Source organism: Microbacterium sp. JZ101 (assembly GCF_053903175.1).
Genome location: NZ_CP096400.1, coordinates 1,354,848 through 1,375,585 on the forward strand (window position 1 = coordinate 1,354,848; position 20,738 = coordinate 1,375,585).

Annotated in this window: 15 protein-coding genes and 1 other RNA gene; 5 read left to right on the forward strand and 11 right to left on the reverse strand. The window is 71.2% G+C overall.

Annotated features, from left to right (window positions below; all coding sequences use genetic code 11):
• Window positions 1-113 precede the first annotated feature (113 nt).
• Both M1D56_RS06205 and M1D56_RS06210 read left to right on the forward strand, forming a co-directional pair.
• The gene (locus tag M1D56_RS06205) at window positions 114-1,877 is read left to right on the forward strand and encodes an acylneuraminate cytidylyltransferase family protein (protein WP_456284982.1); all 1,764 of its coding nucleotides are present in this window, start codon (window positions 114-116) and stop codon (window positions 1,875-1,877) included.
• Window positions 1,874-3,151, forward strand: coding sequence for a DUF6716 putative glycosyltransferase (locus tag M1D56_RS06210; protein WP_456284983.1), 1,278 nt, complete (start codon window positions 1,874-1,876; stop codon window positions 3,149-3,151). The genes M1D56_RS06205 and M1D56_RS06210 overlap by 4 nt, the downstream gene beginning before the upstream one ends.
• Here the strand turns inward: M1D56_RS06210 and M1D56_RS06215 are convergent.
• From M1D56_RS06215 to M1D56_RS06240, 6 genes are all read right to left on the reverse strand, one after another.
• Complete coding sequence (locus M1D56_RS06215; protein ID WP_456284984.1) at window positions 3,116-3,919, reverse strand: hypothetical protein; 804 nt, start codon at window positions 3,917-3,919, stop codon at window positions 3,116-3,118. The genes M1D56_RS06210 and M1D56_RS06215 overlap by 36 nt on opposite strands.
• Window positions 3,920-3,963: 44 nt before the next feature.
• Window positions 3,964-4,497, reverse strand: a complete 534-nt coding sequence (locus M1D56_RS06220; RefSeq protein ID WP_456284985.1) for a hypothetical protein — start codon at window positions 4,495-4,497, stop codon at window positions 3,964-3,966.
• Between the two features lie 61 nt (window positions 4,498-4,558).
• Window positions 4,559-8,068 (reverse strand): error-prone DNA polymerase, encoded by a 3,510-nt coding sequence (locus M1D56_RS06225; RefSeq protein ID WP_456284986.1) that lies wholly within the window; start codon window positions 8,066-8,068, stop codon window positions 4,559-4,561.
• The gene (locus M1D56_RS06230) at window positions 8,068-9,681 is read right to left on the reverse strand and encodes a DNA polymerase Y family protein (protein ID WP_456284987.1); all 1,614 of its coding nucleotides are present in this window, start codon (window positions 9,679-9,681) and stop codon (window positions 8,068-8,070) included. Before M1D56_RS06230 ends, M1D56_RS06225 begins: the two co-directional genes overlap by 1 nt.
• The gene (locus M1D56_RS06235; RefSeq protein WP_271173960.1) at window positions 9,678-10,469 is read right to left on the reverse strand and encodes a hypothetical protein; all 792 of its coding nucleotides are present in this window, start codon (window positions 10,467-10,469) and stop codon (window positions 9,678-9,680) included. Before M1D56_RS06235 ends, M1D56_RS06230 begins: the two co-directional genes overlap by 4 nt.
• 130 nt (window positions 10,470-10,599) lie before the next feature.
• The gene (locus tag M1D56_RS06240; RefSeq protein WP_456284988.1) at window positions 10,600-11,748 is read right to left on the reverse strand and encodes a hypothetical protein; all 1,149 of its coding nucleotides are present in this window, start codon (window positions 11,746-11,748) and stop codon (window positions 10,600-10,602) included.
• Window positions 11,749-11,902: 154 nt separating this feature from the next.
• Here M1D56_RS06240 and ssrA point away from each other — a divergent pair.
• From ssrA to M1D56_RS06255, 3 genes are all read left to right on the forward strand, one after another.
• Window positions 11,903-12,272: a transfer-messenger RNA gene (ssrA, locus tag M1D56_RS06245) on the forward strand.
• 143 nt (window positions 12,273-12,415) lie between these two features.
• Window positions 12,416-13,729: an APC family permease gene (locus M1D56_RS06250; RefSeq protein WP_456284989.1), complete on the forward strand. Its 1,314-nt coding sequence runs from the start codon at window positions 12,416-12,418 to the stop codon at window positions 13,727-13,729.
• Window positions 13,730-13,789: 60 nt separating this feature from the next.
• On the forward strand, window positions 13,790-14,686 hold the full coding sequence (locus M1D56_RS06255; protein WP_456284990.1) for a D-alanyl-D-alanine carboxypeptidase family protein: 897 nt from the start codon (window positions 13,790-13,792) through the stop codon (window positions 14,684-14,686).
• Window positions 14,687-14,695: 9 nt separating this feature from the next.
• Here the strand turns inward: M1D56_RS06255 and M1D56_RS06260 are convergent, their stop codons facing one another.
• The 5 genes from M1D56_RS06260 to M1D56_RS06280 all read right to left on the reverse strand — a co-directional run bounded on the left by M1D56_RS06260 (window position 14,696) and on the right by M1D56_RS06280 (window position 20,726).
• Window positions 14,696-15,526, reverse strand: coding sequence for a nucleoside hydrolase (locus M1D56_RS06260; protein ID WP_456284991.1), 831 nt, complete (start codon window positions 15,524-15,526; stop codon window positions 14,696-14,698).
• A 66-nt stretch (window positions 15,527-15,592) separates the two neighbouring features.
• Window positions 15,593-17,080, reverse strand: a complete 1,488-nt coding sequence (locus M1D56_RS06265) for a DUF4041 domain-containing protein (RefSeq protein ID WP_456284992.1) — start codon at window positions 17,078-17,080, stop codon at window positions 15,593-15,595.
• A 54-nt stretch (window positions 17,081-17,134) separates the two neighbouring features.
• Window positions 17,135-18,052, reverse strand: coding sequence for a hydroxymethylglutaryl-CoA lyase (locus M1D56_RS06270; RefSeq protein ID WP_456284993.1), 918 nt, complete (start codon window positions 18,050-18,052; stop codon window positions 17,135-17,137).
• A complete protein-coding gene (locus M1D56_RS06275; RefSeq protein WP_421075328.1) occupies window positions 18,049-19,275 on the reverse strand; it encodes a CaiB/BaiF CoA transferase family protein in 1,227 nt (408 codons plus the stop codon). The genes M1D56_RS06270 and M1D56_RS06275 overlap by 4 nt, the downstream gene beginning before the upstream one ends.
• On the reverse strand, window positions 19,275-20,726 hold the full coding sequence (locus tag M1D56_RS06280; RefSeq protein WP_456284994.1) for a GntP family permease: 1,452 nt from the start codon (window positions 20,724-20,726) through the stop codon (window positions 19,275-19,277). Before M1D56_RS06280 ends, M1D56_RS06275 begins: the two co-directional genes overlap by 1 nt.
• Window positions 20,727-20,738: the final 12 nt, after the last annotated feature.

Here is a 20,738-nt window from a genome sequence, read left to right on the forward strand (position 1 = left end):
TCCGCGGCTCACCCGCGGACCGGGGCCCGTTCACGCCCTCGGCTCACCCTGGTCGTCAAGGTGGGACACCCGCGTCTCGCCGCGCGGGGCATCCCGCAGAGCCAGGAGGTCACGTGGAGCGCGAGCCGGTCGCATGGATCGAGTCGCCCCTGCAGCTGCTCGGGGCGGCCGAGTGGGCGCACGCTCACGGCACGGTGATCGATGTCGCGTGCCGCCTCACGACCCAGGTTCCCGAGACCGCGGCAGAGCTCTCGGCCCGGCGCGCGCCGCTCGGCGACATGCTCCCGTACTTCGGCATCCCGTGGCGGCTGCTTGCGCGCCACCGACACTGGATCGTCGGCGACGGGTTCTCGGGGCAGTTCCGTCTCGCCGCGAGCGTGTTGCGCCCCGACCGCGTGACGTTCCTCGACGACGGCGCGAACACGCTCGCCCTCGCCGACGCGCTCACGGGGCGGCGCCCCTACGCGCGACCGGGGCAGACCGAGCGCGGGCTCACGGCGCGATTCGGCCCCTCGGCGCTCGAGCACCTGCGCCGACGCGCACACGCCGGCGGCGTCGACCTCTTCACGGCGTTCGCACTGGGCGACGAGCGCACCGCGGCGCTGGGCACGCTGGGGGTCGGCGTCGGCGCCCACGGATTCGGATGGCTGCGCGACAGCGCGCACAGCGACCGGATGAGGCGGGCCGTGGGTGGAGATCGCCTTCTGCTCGGCAGCGCGCGCCCGGTGGACGGGCATATGCCGCTGCCGGACTACATCGCGTGGGTCGCCGACGAGGCGGCCGCCGAGCCGGTGACGTACCTGCCGCACCGCCGTGAGACCGACGAGCAGCTCGACCTCGTCTCGGCGCTGCCCGGTGTGACGGTCGCGCGCCTCGGGCTTCCGGTCGAGCTGGTGCTGGCGGGGGCCGGGCGGCCGCTCGAGGTCCTGTCGCTCGCGACGAGCGCGACGACGACGCTGTCGCTGCTGCTCGAGGGCACGGGAAGCGTGCTGCGCGAGAAGGACGGCATCGTGCGACGCACGGGCGAGCCGTTCGCGGACGAGCTGCCGAGGCGGACAGCCCCGGATGAGACTGCGGCGGTCGGCGCGAGGGAGCTGGGGGGCTCCGGGGGCGCGCCGACCGCTGCGATCGACGACGCGGCGACGGCGCCGGCCGACGTCGTCGCGGTGATCCCCGCTCGCGGCGGGTCGGTGGGGGTGCCGGGCAAGAACCTCCGCCGCATCTCGGGGGTCCCGCTTGTGGGCCGCGCGGTGCGCTCGGCGCTCGACGCGGGCATCGACCAGGTGTTCGTGTCGACCGACGATGCGGAGATCGCGGCGACCGCGACGGTCCACGGGGCGGCGGTGATCGAGCGTCCGGCGGAGATCGCCGGTTCGACCGCGAGCTCGGAGTCGGCGCTCCTGCACGCGCTCGACGCCCTCGCGGCCCAGGGCGTGCGCCCGCGCGTGCTCGTCTTCCTGCAGGCGACGTCGCCGTTCATCGACACCGAGGCGCTCCGGATGGCGGTGGCCGGGGTCCGAGAGGGGAATGCCGACTGCGCGTTCTCGGCGGTCGAGTCCTACGGCTTCCTGTGGCGGCGGGGCGAGCAGGGGGCCGAGGCGGTCAACCACGAGGTCGGGTACCGGCCGCGGCGGCAGGACCGCGAGCCGCACTTCCTCGAGACGGGCGCGTTCTACGTGTTGGATGTCGAGGGCTTCCTCCGCGCCCGCCATCGGTTCTTCGGCCGTGTCGAGATCGTCGAGGTTCCCGAGCGCACGGCCATCGAGATCGACTCCGAGGAGCAGCTCGAGATCGCCCGCGCGATGGCGCCGCTCATCGACCGGATGCGCGTTCGCGCGGGCGCGCGGCGTCGGTTCGCGCACGCGATCGACGCATGACCTCCGCCGCACTGCGGCGGGTCGTGGGGATCGCCGACACGGACTCGTACGTCAAGTGGGCGGCCGCCCTGCTGGGGACCCTTCCGGATGAGGCTGGCGAGCTCATCGTGCTGGACACGCCGCTCGTCGTGAGCGACGCCCAGCTCGAGACGGCGCTCGCGGGAAGCGGGCTCGACCGCAGCCGTGTGCGGCGCGCCGCCTTCGACGAGCTCGCAGAGCTTGTGGCGGATGCCGACGCGGTGCTCGTCGCCGCGCGCGGTCCGCTCGTGCGCGTCGTCGCGAGGGAGGTCGCACAGCTGGAGCCGCGGCCCGTCATCGTGACGGGGCTCCCGGGCATCTCCGTCCCCGCGACGTGGCTCGCGCTGCACTTCCGGCGTCAATGCGATCTCTTCGTGCTGCATGCGCATCGCGAGGTCCGGGAGTTCGCCCGGCTCGCGGAGGAGCGGGGGATCGCTCAGCGGTTCGGCCTGGCTCGCCTGCCGTTCGCGGCAGGAGGCACGCCGAGCGGGCAGCCTGTGCGCGGCGGCACGGACCTCGTGTTCGCGGCGCAGGCGATCGTGCCGCGCGCGCGTGAGGATCGTGAGATCGTCGCGCGCATCCTCGTCGACGCGGCGAAGCTCGACCCGAGTCGCCGTGTCGTCGTGAAGCTGCGCGGGCGCGCGGGGGAGCAGCAGACGCACGCCGAGCGGGACGCCTATCCGGATCTCATCGCCGAGCTCGGCGACGTGCCGCCGAATCTCGTCTTCTCGACGGAGCCGATGGGCGAGGCGCTCGACAGGGCCGAAGGGCTCGTGACCGTCAGCTCGACCGCGGCGATCGAGGCCATCGCGCGCGGCGTGCCCGTGATCGTGCTCGACACGTTCGGCGTCTCGCGCCGCCTCATCAACGTCGTGTTCGAGGAGAGCGGCCTGTTCGGCGGTGAGGACGACGTGATCGCGCGGAGCTTCCGCATGCCCCGCGCGGAATGGCTGCGCGACAGCTACTTCCACGACACGGCGGACGACGACTGGAGCGAGCAGCTCGCCGGGCTCGTGGCGCAGCGGCGGGCGGGAGCGCTCGCGCCGCGCCCGCCGTACCGGCGCTGGGGAGGCCGCGCTCGCGACGCGTGGGAGCGGCGGCTCGCACTGGGCGACGCCGACCGCACGGTCTCGGGAGCCGTCGCGTACGCGATCGGCGTGCCCATCCGCTCGGTGCTGCGCTTCACGAGGCGCATGAGACGACGCCTCGGCGCTGCCGTCTCAGCAGCCGGGGCCCGCGGGGTTCTCGACGCATGAGCCCTCGACGAGGGCGGTGTGCGCCTCGACCACCCGCACGGGTGATCCTGCTGACGTCGCGGTGACGAGCCCGTCGACGGGATAGACGCCCCACACGCCGAAGTCGACCACGGCGCTGTACGACACGGAGACGACGACGTCGTACGAGCCGCGGGCCGCATAGGCGTGACTCGTCTCGGTCGCCGAGAACTCCGGGAGCCCGAGGTCGTTCCACGTCGATCCGCCCGAGCCGACCGTCTGCACCGTGCCGTCGCCGAAGTCGAAGGCGAACGACGCGGGGGTGAAGGTCACGGTGACCGGCAGCCCGAACAGCGAACCGCCAGCGACGTGCTCCTGAGCGGGCGCGACGACGTTCATCGGCATGCCGACGATCGCGATCCCGGCGGGCTCGGTGGTCACGCTCGGCGGAGCCGGAGCGAACGTCAGCACGTCGCGCTCGGTCAGCGGCGGGATGACCGGCGCCTCGGGCTCGGGATCCTCCTCCGCCGGCGGCTTCTCGACACGGCACTGATCCCGTGCCGTCGGCCAGTTCTCGAGCCGGCACGGCACTCGCTCCTCCTGCTGCCCCGGCACCTGCGGCAGGCCGTTGTCGCCGTAGTCGATGTACTCGTACTCCTGCTGCGGGTTCTGCTGCTGCGGCGGAGGAGCCTGCGGAATGTGCCGCTCTCCCTCGAGCTCGACGTGGTCTTCCTTGTTGTCGGTGTCGCAGTTTGTCCAGAGTCCTATATCTGCACAAGCCGGGATTGCTTCCGCTACGAGGACGTTCATCGACGGGGGCGTGAGCAAGAGGATCAAGGTCGCTGTTACTGAGGCTATTCGCATATCGACTCCGAGGCGCTCCCGGAGACATCGCTTATGCGCGCGTCAGCTTTTTCAGGACGAAGCGTGAACGTGATCTCGAGCGCTTGTAGATCTCGCCGCTCGGGATCGACGACGGACTCTCCGGACGCATCGAATGCCTGGACCTCTGAAACGTCGAGGCAGCTGATCGCGACAACTTGGTGGGTTTTCGCGTCATAGCTGACTGGTTGGAACGATTTCGTCGCGGCGTCGCCGCTTGTTGTCCAGCCCTCGGCATGGTTTCGGCTGTATTCCTCACGAACATCGGCATTAAAGTCGCCCACGGTGAGTTCGTACAGCGGCTCAAACGTGTCGGCGTTCCTTAGGTCCACGTCATTGACGGCGGTGACGTACTCGTTCCACGTCTCCTCCGCCGCGGCGAATGCCTCCTCCTCGGACGCGAAGCCGGTCGGCGTCGGCGTCGGTGCGGGCTCGGGTACGCAGCCCGCGAGCGAGATCGCGCCGGCGATCGCGGCGACGAGGGCGAGGGGCCTGCGGGGCATCATGCTTGTCACGGTAGTGCGCTCGCGGCGCGGACGCGGCAGTTATCCACAGGCCATGATGCGGTCACTGGAAGTCGCGCGAGTTGTGCTTGACCCCGACGCGGAGGTCTTCGAACGCGTCGGCGAGGAGGTTGACGACGCCCTCGGGTGAGCGCTCGAGGATGCCGCGTGCGATGAGCGCAGGGCTGTCGCGCAGCACGCGTCGGTAGCGGTTCCAGACGCCCGTCGAGCAGATGACGTTCATGAGCCCGTGCTCGTCCTCGAGGTTGAGGAACGTCACTCCCGATGCGGTCGCCGGGCGCTGCCGGTGGGTCACGAGGCCCGCGATCTCGACGCGGCGACCGGACTCGTGCGTGCGCAGCGCGGTCGACGGCAGCACGCCCCGGCCGTTGAGCTGCACGCGGTAGTGCGCGAGCGGATGGTCGTTGACCGAGATGCCCGTGGCCCACAGGTCCGCGGCCAGGCGCTCGAAGCTCGAAGGGTCGGGGAAGAGCGGCGGCTGCACCGACGCGACCGTGCCCGGCAGGAACTCCGCGCGATCGAGCGCCGCCGAGCCGGCCATCCAGATCGCCTCGCGACGGGTCATCCCGAGGCCCTCGAAGGCCCCCGCCGTGGCGAGCGCCTCGACCTGCGCCTCGGTCACGCCCGTGCGCCGCACGAGCCCGTTGAGGTCGGTGAACGGGCCGTTCGCGGCGCGTTCGGCGACGATCCGCTTCGCGGTGGCGAGGCCGATGCCGGTGACCCCGGCCAGGCCGAGGCGAACGGCGTGCGCGCCATCGCGTCGGTGCGCCTCCGACTCGTCGGGCGCGCTCCGGTCGAAGTCGCCGACGGGAGGCTGGTCGTGCTCACGGCACGCTTCCCGTCCGGTCGGCGCCCTGCGCGACGCGCCGATGGTCTCGCGGCTGTGCACACGGTGCGCAGGCTCATCGGCGCGCTCGAGGGGCTCGAGCTCCTCGGTCGCACCCGACAGATTGATGTCGGGCCGGCGCACGCGCACGCCGTGTCGACGCGCATCTGCCGTGAGCGATGCGGGCGAGTAGAAGCCCATGGGCTGCGAGCGGAGGAGCCCTGCGAGGAATGCGGCGGGGTAGTGGAGCTTGATCCACGACGAGGCGTAGACGAGCAGCGCGAACGACAGCGAGTGCGACTCGGCGAAGCCGAAGTTCGCGAACGCCTGGATGCGCCCGTACAGGTCGTCGGCGAGCTCTCCCGTGATGCCGTTCTCGGCCATCCCCGCGTAGAGCTTCTTCTTGAGCGTCTCGATCTTCTCCTGCCCGCGCTTGGAGCCCATCGCCCGACGGAGCAGGTCGGCCTCGCCCGCGTCGCAGTTGCCGACGGCGACCGCCATCTGCATGAGCTGCTCCTGGAAGATCGGCACGCCCAGCGTGCGCTTGAGCACCGGCTCGAGCTTGGGGTGGGGGTACTCGACGACCGCCGCGACGCACGCGTCGTACGACAGATCCGGGTGCTTGCGGCGGTAGGCCTCGAGTGCGGCCTTCCGCTTCACGAACGGATGGACGGCCCCACCCTGGATCGGACCGGGGCGGATGAGGGCGATCTGCACGACGAGGTCGTAGAACGAGCGCGGCTGCAGCCGGGGGAGGAGGCCCATCTGCGCGCGCGACTCCACCTGGAAGACGCCGATCGAGTCGGCGCGGCACAGCATGTCGTAGACCGCGGCCTCCTCGCGCGGGAGCGTCTCGAGCCGCCACTCCTCGCCTGTGGCCTCGCGGATGATGTCGAAGCAGTGCTGCAGCGCCGCGAGCATCCCGAGACCCAGCAGATCGAACTTGACCAGACCCATCCACGCCGCGTCGTCCTTGTCCCACTGGATGACCGTGCGCTTCTCCATGCGGGCGTGCTCGATGGGCACGACCTCGCCCACGGGGCGCTCGGTGAGCACCATCCCGCCCGAGTGGATGCCGAGGTGCCGAGGCGCCTTGAGCAGCTCGGTCGCGTACGCGAGCACCTGCTCGGGGATGTCGTGGTCGGGACCGGTGTCGACCGAGGCGCCCCAGCGCTCGACCTGCTTCGACCAGGCGTCCTGCTGGCCGGGGGAGAAGCCGAGGGCCTTGGCCATGTCGCGGATGGCGTTCTTCGGCCGGTACTGGATGACGTTCGCGACCTGCGCCGCGCGCTCGCGGCCGTACTCGTCGTAGACCCACTGGATGATCTCCTCGCGCCGATCCGAGTCGAAGTCGACGTCGATGTCGGGCTCCTCGTCGCGCAGCGCGGAGAGGAAGCGCTCGAAGGGGAGGTCGTAGAAGATCGCGTCGACCGCGGTGATGTCGAGCAGGTAGCAGACGGCGCTGTTGGCGGCGGAGCCCCGACCCTGGCAGAGGATGCCGCGGCGGCGGGCCTCCTGCACGATGCCGTGGACGATGAGGAAGTAGCCGGGGAAGTCCTTCTCCTCGATGACGCGCAGCTCCTTCTCGATGCGCGTGCGCACCTCCTCGCGGCGACCGGGGTACTTCCGGTCGACGCCCTCCCAGACGAGATGGCGCAGATGCTCCATCGGCGTGCATCCGTCGTCGAGATCGAGCTTCGGCAGCGCGGGCTTCGCGAGCCGCAGCGGGAAGGCGAGCTCGTCGGCGAGCGGCACGGTGCGCTCGACCGCCCCGGGATGGCGCGCGAAGAGCCGCGTCATCTCGGCGCCCGAGCGCAGGTGCGCCGCAGTGTGCGCGGGGAGCCAGCCGTCCAGATCGTCCATGCTGCGGTTCGCGCGCACGGCCGCGATCGCCGTCGCGAGCTGGGCGTCGTGCGGCGAGGCGTAGTGCACGTTGTTGGTCGCCACGGTCGGCAGGTGCAGGCGGCCGGCGAGCGCCGCGAGCGCGTCGTTGCGGGGCGAGTCGAGCGGATCGCCGTGGTCCGTGAGCTCGACGTTCACGTTGTCGCGGCCGAAGAGCGAGACGAGGCGCTCGAGCTCGCGCCCCGTGCGCTCGAGATCTCCTCCTCCGCGCAGCGAGGCATCGAGCGCCCTCCGCACCGCGCCCTTGCGGCACCCGGTGAGGACGACCCACTCGCCGCCGGCCTGCGCGCCGAGCTCCTCGAGGTCGTAGAGGGGGCGCCCCTTCTCCCCTCCGCGCAGCTGCGCGTGCGTGATCGCGGCCGAGAGCCGGTGGTATCCCTCCTCGCCGCGGGCGAGCACGAGCAGATGATCGCCCTCGGGATCGGCATGACCCTTCTGCGGCTCGGAGAGCCCGAGCGAGAGCTCGGCGCCGAACACGGTCTTGACGCTCGTCGTCTCGGCCGCCTCGGCGAAGCGGGCGAGACCGTAGAAGCCGTCGTGGTCGGTGAGGGCGAGGGCATGCAGGCCGAGGCGCTCCGCCTCCTCGACGAGGGCCTCGGGTGACGAGGCTCCGTCGAGGAACGAGTACGACGAGTGCGCGTGCAGCTCGGCATAGGGGATGGCGTCGACCGGGCGCTCGATGGGAGGCGGCGTGTACGCGCCGCGCTTGCGGCTCCACGCGGGGCTGTCGCCGCCGTCCGCTCCGGCCGGGACGGGATCGGGGCGACGCCCGCTCAGCGCGCGCTCGAGCTCCGACCAGCGCACGGGCGGGTTGTGCCATCCCATCAGGCGTACCTCCCCTCGATCCACCAGGCGTCGTCCTCCAGAACGATGAGCCAGGCCGTCTGCTCCGCGTCGACCACCTGGAAGCGGTGCGCTCGCCGCATCCGCTCGCCGTCCCATCCGCGTTCGATCACGGGCCACGGCCCTGCCCATGCCGTGATGGGGCGCCCGTCGATGACCGCGGGCGCCGCCGTGAGCAGCCCGCGGTCGTCGACGGAGACCTCCGCGCCGCCCTGGCCGGAGATGCGCGTGCGCCTCGGATGGCGGAACACCTCGCTCGGCAGCGGCTGCGGCAGCGATCCCGGCCACGGCGCGTCGCGTCGCTGAGCCGGCCGCTCCCCGTCGCCCCACGGCACGCGCACCTCGCGCTCCTGCAGCCAGCGCCCGCCGCCGACGGCAGGGGTGACGACGCCGCGGTGCCCGAGCATCGCCTGCACGCGCGACATCGCGTGATGGAGTCGCTCGTCGGGGCCCTGGCCGATGAGCGTCGGCTGGTGATGCACGCTGTCGTCGACGGCCTCGGGCTCGATGCGGACGTGCGCGATGCCGCCGATGAGGTCGCCGCCGTCGTCGGCGGCAGCCTGCAGCTGCCAGCGCACGCGGTCGACGAGGGCCGCAGGGTCGAACCGCGTGGGATGCAGCCACACGCGCTCGCTGCGCGTGCCGCGGTCGTCGGTGAGGATGATCCGGGCCTCGGTGCAGACGAGCCCTGCTTCGCCGAGGGCGGTGCAGACGTCGTCGCACGTCTGGCGCACGGCGAAGGCGATCTGATCGGCGAGCTCGAGCGGCGGCTCGAGATCGAGCTCGCGCGCGAGCTCGGGCGGCGGCGTGCGCGGCTCGACGGGACGGGAGTCCGCGCCGCGTGCGAGATCGTGCAGCCGCACGCCGTGCTCGCCGAGTCGTGCGCGGACCTGCTCGCCGTCGAGCGCGGCGAAATCGCCGAGGGTCTGCACACCGAGCTTCGCGAGCAGCCCCACGAGGGCGTCGTCTTCGATGGCCGCGATGGAGAGGGGCGCGAGGAAGTCGGCGGATGCTCCAGGCGGCACGCAGCGGACGGGGGCGTCCGCGCGCGTCAGGCGGGCGGCGCGCTCGGCGGTGAAGACGCCGTCGGCGACGCCGGCGCGGGCTCCTGGGAGCCCCATCGCCGTGAGCGCCTCGATGAGGGCGAGGGCGGCGGGCTCCTCCCCGCCGTAGAAGCGGGCGGGGCCCCGAGCCCGCACTGCGGCGAGGCCCGGCCGCAAGGGCTGCACACCGGGGGTGAGCTCGTCGAGGCGCGTGAGCACGGGCAGGAACGCGCGCTCGTCGCGCCCCGGATCGGCCGGGGCGAGCTGCAGGGAGGGGCAGGCCGCCTGCGCGTCGCGGCGGCGCTGTCCGCGGCGCACCCCCTCGGCGCGCGCCGCCGCCGAGCAGGCGACCACGCGGTTGGCGTGCAGGATCGCGACCGGCGGAGCGGCGGCGACCGTCGCAGCGGCGGTCGCCGCCGCGGCGGTCGCGGGAGCGCTCGCCTGGCGGGCCCGCGGGTCGCGTGCGGCCCGGCGTGCCGCGTCGCGCGACACGGTCCGCAGGTGCGCGGTGACCGGCCAGTCCGGCAGCCACACGACGATGGCCCTGGTCATCCCACAGCCGCCAATCCGCGTCGCGCCGCGCGCGTCTTCTGCTCGGCGCGGGCGAGCACCGCGCGAGCGCGCTCGGCGCGTTCGGCCGCCGCCGCGTCGATCCGCTCCTCCGCTGCCGGGACGGGCACCACCGCGGGCACGAGAGCCGGACGGGGCACCGCGACAGGGGCGCCCTGCGGCCCGGGCAGCTGCACGCGCACGCGCTTCGGGACGGGGGAGCGCCGCCCCGACGACGACACCGTGACGGTGCGCGCCGTGAGCAGACCGTGGCCCTCGCCGAGGCCGGACCACACGGGATCTTCGAGGTGCAGCGTCGCCTCGGCCTGCGGCCATGGCCCCGTCACGAGCAGCACGCCGCCTCGGTCGCGCAGTCGCGCGGTCAGGCGCGCGACCTCGGCATCGCGCGGGCTCCCGGCGGGGCGCACCGCGACCACGGGGAAGACCTCGGCGATCGCGGACACCGCGGCGAGCCAGCGGTCGCCGGGCTCGGGGACGAGCGCGAAGCGCGACAGGTCGACGCCCGCGGCCTCGGCCGCCTCCGCCGAGAGCTCGGGCATCCCCACGACCGCGCACCAGGAGCCCGCTCGCGAGGGCTCGGCGAGCAGGGCCAGCAGCAGACTCGCCGCGGGATCGAGCGTGTAGACGGCGCCGGGGCGCAGGCCTCCCTCGGGGAACAGAGGCGCGAGCGCGTCGTGCACGGGCAGCGCCGTGACGCGGGCGCTCGCCCGCTGCATCCTGCTGATCTCGGTCTGCAGCCGCAGCACCTCGACCGGAAGCGCCATCCCCATCCCACCATTCTAGAAAGTATGTTCTAGCTCCGCCAGAGGAGTTGTTCGAACACTATTTCCAGCCTCCGACATCGCGGTCGAGAGGACGGTGAGAGGGGAGAAGGGGTGCTGGTCGCCTCGGAGATCCGCCTCAGCGGGCGCCGAGGAACGCGCCGTCCGCTGACCCGATGAACGCGTAGTCCGCGTAGCCGTCGCCGAAGGAGATCGAGATGCCGACCGGGGCGCCCTCCTCGTAGCCGCGCTCGACGAACATGTACGGCCCGTCGGCGAGCTCGTCGCGCGTCAGGCCGGCCTCGTCGAGCGCCTGTGCGAGCAGCTCGGGGAACGCCGCCCACGCGATGTCGTCGAAGCGGAAGCGCTCCGCATCGGGGTTCTCCGGCTGGATCGACGCCGGCCCCTGGTTCTCGACGGTGCCGCCCCGGTAGAAGAAGGTGTCGAACCGGTCGGAGCCCGGTGCGGTCGCCATGTCGGCGGACACGAACTCCTCGTACACGAGCACCTGCACCGTCTCATCCGTTCCCGCGGCCTCCTCGATCGCGGCGAGGGCGCGCTGCACGCGCCCCTCCGCGAACATCGACGCGTGGTCCTCGCCGGTGATGATCGTGAGCGTCTCGGCCCGGACGTCGTCGGCCACCGGCACGAGCACGGCTGCCGCACCGGCCAGGGCGAGCACGACGTAGGCGGCGATCCGCCATCCGCGGCCCTTCGGCCCCGTGCCGATGATCGGATCTCCCTTGCGCCTGCGCGGCGCGCGCTCTGCGCCCAGCGCGACCGGGCCATCCTGCCACTCGGCCACGTGCTCGCGTGCGGGCAGACGCGACAGCCGCGCGGCATCCGGCACCTCGTCCTCGATGATCGCGACCTCGGGCGCATCCGCCTCGAGGCGCGCGACGGTCACGGATGCCCCGGGCTGGTACTGCGGGATCCGCACGATGTCGACGAGCTGGCGGATGGTCGTGCGGTAGGCGGGTCGGTCGGCCGGCGCGACCGACACGTCGATCTCGCACACCGGCTGGTCGTTGATCGTCGTGCCGGTGCGGCGGAGCGCGTCGATGCGGGCGGGGGCGAAGCGCCCCGCGGCCCTGGCGGCTTCGATCTTCTTCGGATGGAGCCCCGCGAGGGAGCCCATCGACCGCGCGACGAGCACGAGGGGGAAGAAGATCGACAGGACGATGATCGCGGTGATCCAGATCCACGTGAAGCGGTCGCCGACGAAGATCGTGAAGAGGAGCGCGGCGACCCCGGCTCCGAAGACGAAGGACATGAGGAGCCTGATCACGCTTCCACGCTATCGACATCTGCCGACGGGCGGATGACCGGGGTCGCGCGGGAATGCGGGGGCTCGGGATGTGTTGTAGTCTGTAGTGCTCGGGGAAACCCGAGGTGACAACTCCACAGAGCGACAGCGGTCCCCTTCGCGAGAAGGATTCCCAGGGGCTGATCGGTTTCGACAGTGCTTGCGAATCTGCGAGAAGCGGGCCGAGGATGCAGGGTTATCTCGTAAACGCTCCCTGCGAACCAATAAGTGCCGAATCCAAGCGCACTGACTTCGCCCTCGCTGCCTAAGCGAGCCCGATAGTCCGTCAGACCGTGGTTGATCCCGACACGGACTCTGGCGTCATCTAGGGATCTTGCTGCACGGCGGTGTCGGGACGCCGTGCGGGACTCTTTCTCGACTGGGCTCGTCGACTTAGGTGTCTGTGACAAAGGTCGGAGCCGAGCAGAACGCTTTCACAGACTGCGCCCGGAGAAGCCCCAGAGACTCAGCGCTGGACGGGGGTTCGATTCCCCCCAGCTCCACCGATCGCTGTCGCACAGTGGGAAGGCCCCTTTCCTCGCGTCCGCGAGGAGAGGGGCCTTCGTCATGCTCGGGCTCCGTCCATCGCAGGTGCGCCCCGCCCCGTCAACCCCGCGCGCGGGCGCCGCGTCGCGGACAGGATGGTCGGATGGCGATCGACTCTGACACCGGAACGCGGCTGCGAAGGGGCATCACCACCCCGCTGCTGTTCGCCTTCATCCTCGGCGACGTCCTCGGCGCGGGCATCTACGCGCTCATGGGCGTGCTCGCCGAGGAGGTCGGCGGCATGCTCTGGGCGCCGCTTCTGCTCGCCCTGCTCATGGCGCTCCTGACGGCGGGCTCGTACGCCGAGCTCGTGACGAAGTACCCGCGCGCCGGCGGCGCCGCGGTGTTCGCCGAGCGGGCGTTCCGCAACCGCCTCGTGTCGTTCCTCGTCGGGTTCAGCATGCTGGCAGCCGGTGTCGTGAGCGCGGCCGGACTGGCCCTGGCGTTCGCGGGGGAGTACCTCGCCACCTTCGTCGAGCTGCCCGCGGTTCCCGTCGCGATCGCGTTTCTCGCCCTCGTCGCGGCGATCAACGCGCGCGGCATCCGCGAGTCCATGGGCGCGAACGTCGTGATGACCGTCATCGAGGTGAGCGGCCTTGTCATCGTCGTGGTCGTCGTGGGCGTGCTCCTCGGAGGAGGCGGCGGAGACCTCGGGCGCGTCACCCAGCTGCCGGATGGCGCGGGCGGGGCGGGCGCGATCCTCGCGGGAGCGATCATCGCCTACTACTCCTTCGTGGGGTTCGAGACGTCGGCGAACGTCATCGAGGAGGTGAAGGACCCCACCCGCTCGTACCCGCGCGCGCTCTTCGGCGCGCTCGCCGCGGCGGGCGCCGTCTACGTGCTCGTCGGGCTCGCGAGCGCGATCGCGCTTCCGCCGGAGGAGCTGTCCTCCTCCACGGGACCCCTCCTCGCGGTGGTCGAGTCGACTGGTGTGGCCGTCCCCTCGTGGCTCTTCAGCGCGATCGCCCTGGTCGCGGTCGCAAACGGAGCGCTCCTCACGATGATCATGGCCAGCCGACTCACCTACGGCATGGCGGAGCAGGGGATGCTGCCGGGCGCGTTCGCGCGGGTTCTCCCGAACCGGAAGACGCCGTGGGTCGCGATCGTCGCGACGTCGGTCGTCGCGATGGCGCTCACCCTGATCGGCGACCTCGCGACGCTCGCGGAGACCGTCGTCCTGCTCCTCCTCTTCGTGTTCCTCAGCGCGAACATCTCGGTGCTCGTCCTGCGTCGCGACCGTGTCGGCCATCCGCACTTCCGCGTGTGGACGTTCGTCCCCGTCCTCGGCATCGCGTCGTGCATCGTGCTGCTCACCCAGCAGCGCCCGATCGTGTGGGCCTTCGGGGCCGCTCTTCTCGCCCTCGGCGGCGTGCTGTACGCGGTCGCCCGCTGGACGAGCCGCGAGCGCGCGCGCTGAGTCCGCGGATTCAGGGACATCCCGGATGTCCGCGCTCCGCCTCGCGGGACACACTGGAGTGTGATCACCTCCTCTGTCCGTCGGCCTGCGGCCATCCGCATCGCGATCGTCGTCGCGGTGGTCGCGGTCGCCGCGGCGCTCATCGTCGGGCTCGTCACGTGGGCGTCGAAGGCCTCATCGTCGGCGGTCGTCGACGGCATCGACTGGCCGTCGCAGGGGCAGGCCGCCGTCGCGATCGCCGATGGAGACGTCGTCGCGAGCTCGGACGCGCCCGTGCCGATGGCGAGCATCTCGAAGGTCGTGACGGCGCTCATGGTGCTCGAGGAGCGTCCGCTCGAACCCGGTGAGCAGGGCGGCGACTACTGGTTCACCGAGGAGTGGGACATCGCGTACCGGGACTACATCGCGCGAGGCGAGTCCGCCCTGAAGATCCCGGTCGACGGGATGCTCACGCAGCGCCAGCTGCTCCAGGGGATGCTGATCGGCTCCGCCTGCAACTACGCCGACATCCTCGTGACGAGCATCTGGGGTGACGAGGCGGCATTCGCGACAGCCGCGGCCGCCTTCGTGTCCGAGAAGGGCCTTGACGGGATCACGATGGTCGAGCCGACCGGCATCGACACCCGCAACACGGCCACGCCGGAGGCGCTCATCGAGCTCGGGCGCCTTGCGCTCGAGAACCCGGTGATCGCGGAGATCGTCGCGACGCCGTCTGTGGACCTCCCGGGCGCAGGGCTGGTCGAGAACACGAACGACCTGCTCGCGGATCCGGGTGTCGTCGGCATCAAGACCGGCACTCTCGAGGGCAGCAGCCTGCTCTCGGCCAAGGATGTGCCGGGCGGAGACGGCGAGACGACCCGCGTCTACGCGGTCGTGCTGGGGCAGCCCGACGACGACGCGCGGTTCACGGCGTCGCGGGAGCTGTACGCGCAGGTCGAGGCGTCGCTCGCGGAGTGAACGACCGGCTCAGCGCGCGGCGAGACGGAGCCGTGCGAAGAGGTCCTCGATGATCAGGCGCTCGTCGAGATCGACGCACACCAGCTCTTGGGGGAGCGGTCCGGGAACGGTCCGCGTGCGCGCGTGCCGGAGCGCCGTGAACGCGAGCGGCGCGCTGTCGCCGAGCGGCCAGACCGGGTCGATCGCGACCCCCTCGGGGAGCGGCAGCTGCTCGTAGCGCTCCCACAGCCATCCGCCGAGTGCTCCGGAAGACGTCAGCCGCTCCTCGAGCTCGGCGACCGAGATCGCGAGCAGCCGGTACGTCTCGGCCGGGAAGCGGATGACCTCGAGCTCCGGCTGGGCGAAGACGAACGTCGCCGCGCCGGCATCGGTGTCGCGGTTGTACTCGAACCCGTCGCCCTCGAGCAGGCCGCCGACCCAGAGGAGGCGAGTCCGCTCGACGACGTCGGGCGCGAGGCGGATGGCGTCGGCGACGTTCGTCAGGGGGCCGCCGCACACGACGGTCAACTTCGCGTCGGGCGTCGCCTGGGCGGCCGCGTCGACGATGAGCCGCGCCGCGGCGGTCTCGCGCTGGCGGCCGTCGAACCCGGTGTCGGCTCCCGCTGCGAGCGGAAGAGGCGCGTGCGCCATCCGCGTGAGGAGCTCGGCGGCGAGCTCACGGCCGCCCTCCGCGGTGCCCTCGGATGGGCCGAACATCGGGTTGAGGAACGAGCTCGTGACCCCGACGACGTCGTCGGATGGCGAGAGGAGGTGGTGCGCGAGCGCCACGAGGCCATCCGGGTCGCCGCCCCAGTCGTTGTCGACGACCATCCGTCCTGCTGTCGCGATCGCATGCCTCATCCGCGCCTCCGCTCCGTTGCCGTGGATGAAAACATTACAGTATGTATGTTTTCATCCATGGCGGAGTCAGACCGCGAGTGCTTGCGTCGCCTTGAATTCCTCGGCCTCCGGATCGAGCTTGAAGTCGAGGAGCTCGACCGAGTGCTCCTTGAGTGCGTCGAGCACCTCGGTTGGGGTGGCGCGGAAGTACTCGCGCCGGAGGTTGATCTTGTTGATCCTCCGATCGGCGAAGTGCTGATGCAGCGTCGCCTCGATCGTGACGGCATCGTCCGCGAAGAAGAGCGCGTGGACATCGAAACGGAAAGGGACCGAAGCGTCGCCGAGCTCATTCACGCGATCCATCGGCTCGAGGCGCCGCGTCAAGCCGATCTTCACCACGTCCGGGCCGAAGGACCCGACATTGCTGATGACGTAGACGTATCCGGCTCGGATGTTCGCAGCCCGATAATCGACGTTCTCGATCGCATGGTCGACATCGGCGAGCCGTGCGCGCATGCGTTCGGCGCCTTCGAAGTCGCCATTCTGCTCGAGCGCGAGGATCGTGTTCTCGTAGTGGGATCGCTCTTTCTCGAGCCGGGCCTTCTCTGCGAGGAGCTCTTTCTCGGCCTTGCGCTGCTCCCTCAGCTCTTCGCGGTGAGCGCGCTCAGCTTCCTTCTCTGCCTGCACAGCGAGAAGGTGGCGGTTCGCGAGCTCGAGCTCTCGGAGACGCAGCTGGTGGTAGTAGCGCGTGATCTGAAGGTCGATCATCGTCCCGAGCCGCTCGATCTGTTCCATTGCCTTGGTCAGGCGGGCCTGTGCTGTTGGCAGGTTGCCCGCCTTGACTGCCTTCACGCAGTTCTCCGCTTCCGCGTTATAGGAGCGAAGCATCAGCTTCGACATGTCGCGGACGAACTTGGCGCCCTTCGCGGAGCTGCCGTTGAAAGTGAAGCCCGAAGTCGCCTGGGTGGCGCGACCGTCGCGAACCGCCGCCTTGATATCGACACGCAGCGCTGCCAGCTCGGTGGCGAGAGCAATCGAGTCCTCGGCGGGATGCTCGTAGTCGTACAGGCCGTTCTCCTGGATCTCGACCGCCGTGCGAAGGTCGAGCAAGGAGTGCGAGAGCTCTTCCGCTTGGTCCTGACGGGCACGCAGCTCCGCCTCCGCCGCACTGACCCGCTTGCGTGCGTCGTGAGCCTCATGTTCGATCCGCGTCTTCGTCGACTCCAGTTCGACGAGAGTCGGAAGACCATGCTGCTCGATGAGTCCCTGCAAGCGGATGACCTCGTCGCGGAGTCGCTCGGCGTGCTTGCGCGCACCGAATGCCGGGATCTTCATCGACGCGATACCGCCAGCGATCATGTCGGACTGCCTTGCAGGAGGAGTCGCGGGCGACAACGGCGACGCAACAGTGGACGGCTCCCGCGTGCCCGGGGCGACCGGTGCGCTCGTGGGATCGGTGGACTGCACTCCGCCGGTGCTGACGTGCTCCGACCAGTTCTCACCATTCCAGTAGCGGAGATCGTGGCGTTGGGTCGGATCTGGGTACCAGCCTGCGGCAGGAGATGCGTCGCTCATCACCTCAATCTAGCCTGCCCGGGTATACCGGGATGCAAAGAGGCGGCGATGCGCTCACGCCTCCGTCACCACCCACGGGAACGCCTTCGCCCGGCTGCGCGCGCCGGAGCGCGCTCGCGACCGGTCGGGCTCGCCGAGCGTCGTCGTGATCTCCTCACCGAGGCGGACGAGGGTGCCGAAGGCGTCGGGAGTGAGCCAGTCGGGGCGGAAGGCGAAGGCGAGGTCCTCCAGGGCGGTGTTGCCGGAGGCGCCCGGCGCGAACGGGCATCCGCCGAGGCCGCCGAGTGCTCCGTCGACGACGGTCGCGCCGCCATCCGCGGCCGCGGCGGCGTTCGCGACGCCGAGGCCCCACGTGTCGTGCCCGTGGAAGACGACGCCGAGACCGGGGCGCGCGGACGCGGCCAGCGCGACGCGCGTGCGCACCTCTGACGGATGGGCCTGCCCGAGCGTGTCGCAGACGACGACGTCGACAGCGCCGTCGGTGCGCGGGTCGTCGAGGATGCGCGCGAAGCGCTCGAGGGGGACCACGCCCTCGAAAGGGCACGTGAACGACGTCGCGATGCAGAGCTGCACGCTCCCGCCGACCTCCGCGGCGGCCGCGAGCGCATCGGGCATCGCCGCGAGCGAGGTCTCGGTGTCGCGGCCGATGTTCGCCTGATTGTGGCTGTCGGAGGCCGAGAAGCAGTACTGGAATCGCCGGACGCCCGCCGCGGCGGCGCGCTCGACGTGTCGCGGGGTCGCCACCCAGACCCAGACGCGGTCGCGCTCCTCGGGCGTCAGGGCGGCGACGACGTCGAGGGTGTCGGCGAGCGCGGGCACGAGGTCGGGGCGCGCCATCGAGCCCACCTCGATGTGCTCGACGCCGAGGGTGAAGAGCTCGCGGACGAGCTGCACCTTCCGCTCGGTCGGCAGCGGCCTGCCGACGAGCTGGAGGCCGTCGCGGAGCGTGACGTCGCGGTACTGCAGGGTCATCGGAGGTCCTCCTCGTAGGCGTCGATCCGCGCGTCGTCCCAGCCGAGCTCGCGCAGCACGTCGCGCGTGTGCTCGCCGAGATCGGGCCCGACGTGCGCGATGGGAAGCGATCGCCCGCCGAACACGGGCACGATGCCGGGGAATCCGACGCCCTCGCGGACGCCCTCCCCGTCGTCGACGTCGAAGCGCTGGATCATGTCGCGCGCCGCGTACTGCTCGTCGGCGCAGACATCCTCCGCCGTGTAGATCGGGCCGGATGGCACGCCCGCGGCATCGAGCACGGCGAGCGCCTCCTGGCTCGTGAGCGTGGCCGCCCACGCCCCGATCGCGTCGTCGAGGCGATCGCGCGCGGCCCACCGGCCCTCGTTCGACTGCAGATCGGGCGCGGATGCGAGGTCGGGTCGGCCGATCGCCGTCATGTACCGCTGGTAGATGGCATCTCCGTTGCCCGCGACGACGATGCTCTTGCCGTCTGCGCACAGGTACGCGTTCGACGGGGCGATGCCCTCCATCCGCCCTCCCGTGCGCTCGCGACGCACACCGTACGCCTCCCAGTCGGGGACGAGGGACTCGGTCACCGACAGCATCGCCTCGTTGAGCGCGACGTCGATCACGCGATCGCCGAACGGCGTCTCGCGCAGCCGACCCGCGTCTCGAAGACGCGCGAAGAGCGACATGGCGATGCCGAACGCCGCGTAGATGCCCGCGATCGTGTCGCCGATCGAGACGCCCGTGCGGCTCGGCGGTCGCCCGGGCTCTCCGACGAGCTCGCGGAAGCCGCCGTACGCCTCGGCGACGGCGGCGAAGCCGGGCCGGTGCGACAGGGGGCCGCTCTGGCCGAACGCGGAGATCCGCGCGACGATCAGGTCGGGGTTCGCCTCCTCGAGCGCGGCGGCGTCGAGGCCCCACCTCTCGAGGGTGCCGGGGCGGAAGTTCTCGAGGAGCACGTCGGACGTGCGGATGAGGTCGAGCACGATCGCGCGGCCCTCGTCGCTGCGCAGATCGACCACGACCGACCTCTTCCCGCGGTTGATCGTGCGGTAGAGCATCGAGGTCTCGCCGCGGTGCAGACGCCAGCGGCGCAGCTCGTCGCCCGTGCGCGGCCGTTCGACCTTGATCACGTCGGCGCCGAAGTCGGCGAGCAGGCGCCCCGCCGTCGGCGCCGCGATGTAGTTGCCGAGCTCGAGGACGCGGACGCCGTCGAGGGGTCGGAAGGGAGACATCAGAGGAACACCGCCAGGACGAGGGTCATCGCGAGCGCGATGACGGAGGCGAGGGAGACGCCCACGGTCACGGTCTTGAGCGCGCCGCGCACGGACTGCCCGAGGAACGACTGCAGCAGCCAGAACGTGTTCGAGGTGACGTGCACGCAGAAGAGCGCTCCGGCGCCGGCCGCGAGGGCGATGAGCAGCGGGTCGAGCCCGAGACTCGTCGCGACCGGCGCGATGACGCCCGCCGCGGTGATCGCCGACAGGGTGACGGAGCCGACCGCGATGTGGAGCACGGCGGCCATCACCCAGACGACGAGCAGGGGAGCGAACGTCGTCGCCTGGAAGTATCCCTGCAGGATGGCGCCGAGGTCGCCCTCGGAGATGACGGCGGCGAGCGACCCGCCGACGCCCGTGAGCACGAAGATCTGCCCGCCGTCCTGGAAGCCCTTCACGAGCGACTTCTCGATGCGCTGCGTGCCGACTGCGCGGCGCCCGATCATGCCGGTCGCGATGACGGCGAACAGCAGGGCGATAACCGGATTGCCGATGAACTGCATCGCCGGCACCTCGATCGCCAGGACCGTCAGCACCGCCTGCGCGGCGATGAGCAGGAGGGCCGTGAGCATCGGGGCGAACAGGAGCAGGAGCGGCTGCTCGCGCTCGGTGCGCTCGGCGACGGCCGTGTATCCGTGCGGCACGCCGCCGAGCGCGGTGCGCACCGTGCCCGTCCGCGTGCGATCGATCCGGGGCGACGAAGCGGATGGCGCGGTGTCGGCCGAGCCATCCGCCGCGTCCTCATCGGTCGGCTCCTCGACGATCGCCTTCTCGTCCTTCTCGGGGTTCCAGAAGCCGAGGCGGAAGGCGATCGTCATGAGCATGATCGTGAGGATCACGGTCGGCACGACCACGACGAGGCCCCCGATGAGCATGACGCCGAGCGGCACGCCGAGGAGGCCCGCGAGCGCGACCGCCGCGAAGCCCGGCACCATGAGCACGATGCCCGTCTCGAGGCTCACCGCGAAGACGACGCCCATGATGCCGGTGCCGTTGCGACCCAGGCGCGGGGCGATCCGGCGCGCGAGGGGTGCGGCGATGACGATCATGACGTCGACGAAGATCGTCTGCAGGTAGGTCGCGAACGACAGGCCCAGCGCGTAGGGCACGCCGCGCTTGCCGAACATCCGCAGGAGGCCGTCGACGAGCCGTGTGATCGCGCCCATCTCGTTGAGCATCGCTCCGATGAGCACGCCCCACGCGATGAGCAGGCCGGCTTCCATCATGACGTCGCCGAAGCCGCGGGTCATGGTCGTCACGGTGTCGACCGGCCCGAGGCCCGTGAGCAGGCCGATCGCGGCCGCACCGACCGCGAGCGCGATCACGGGGTTGATGCGGAACCGCACGATCGCGAAGACCACCCCGACGATGACGAGTCCGACGACTCCCAGCGTGTACCACTCGTTCACAAACGGCCTCTC

Excerpts from the sequence above, each read along its gene's own strand:
- M1D56_RS06220 (WP_456284985.1), bottom strand. The coding sequence starts at position 4,497 with ATGATGCCCCGCAGGCCCCTCGCCCTCGTCGCCGCGATCGCCGGCGCG.
- M1D56_RS06235 (WP_271173960.1), bottom strand. The coding sequence starts at position 10,469 with ATGGGGATGGCGCTTCCGGTCGAGGTGCTGCGGCTGCAGACCGAGATC.
- M1D56_RS06270 (WP_456284993.1), bottom strand. The coding sequence starts at position 18,052 with ATGACCCTGCAGTACCGCGACGTCACGCTCCGCGACGGCCTCCAGCTC.
- M1D56_RS06230 (WP_456284987.1), bottom strand. The coding sequence starts at position 9,681 with ATGACCAGGGCCATCGTCGTGTGGCTGCCGGACTGGCCGGTCACCGCG.
- M1D56_RS06250 (WP_456284989.1), top strand. The coding sequence starts at position 12,416 with ATGGCGATCGACTCTGACACCGGAACGCGGCTGCGAAGGGGCATCACC.
- M1D56_RS06210 (WP_456284983.1), top strand. The coding sequence starts at position 1,874 with ATGACCTCCGCCGCACTGCGGCGGGTCGTGGGGATCGCCGACACGGAC.
- M1D56_RS06225 (WP_456284986.1), bottom strand. The coding sequence starts at position 8,068 with ATGGGATGGCACAACCCGCCCGTGCGCTGGTCGGAGCTCGAGCGCGCG.
- M1D56_RS06265 (WP_456284992.1), bottom strand. The coding sequence starts at position 17,080 with ATGAGCGACGCATCTCCTGCCGCAGGCTGGTACCCAGATCCGACCCAA.
- M1D56_RS06275 (WP_421075328.1), bottom strand. The coding sequence starts at position 19,275 with ATGTCTCCCTTCCGACCCCTCGACGGCGTCCGCGTCCTCGAGCTCGGC.
- M1D56_RS06260 (WP_456284991.1), bottom strand. The coding sequence starts at position 15,526 with ATGAGGCATGCGATCGCGACAGCAGGACGGATGGTCGTCGACAACGAC.
- M1D56_RS06215 (WP_456284984.1), bottom strand. The coding sequence starts at position 3,919 with ATGAACGTCCTCGTAGCGGAAGCAATCCCGGCTTGTGCAGATATAGGA.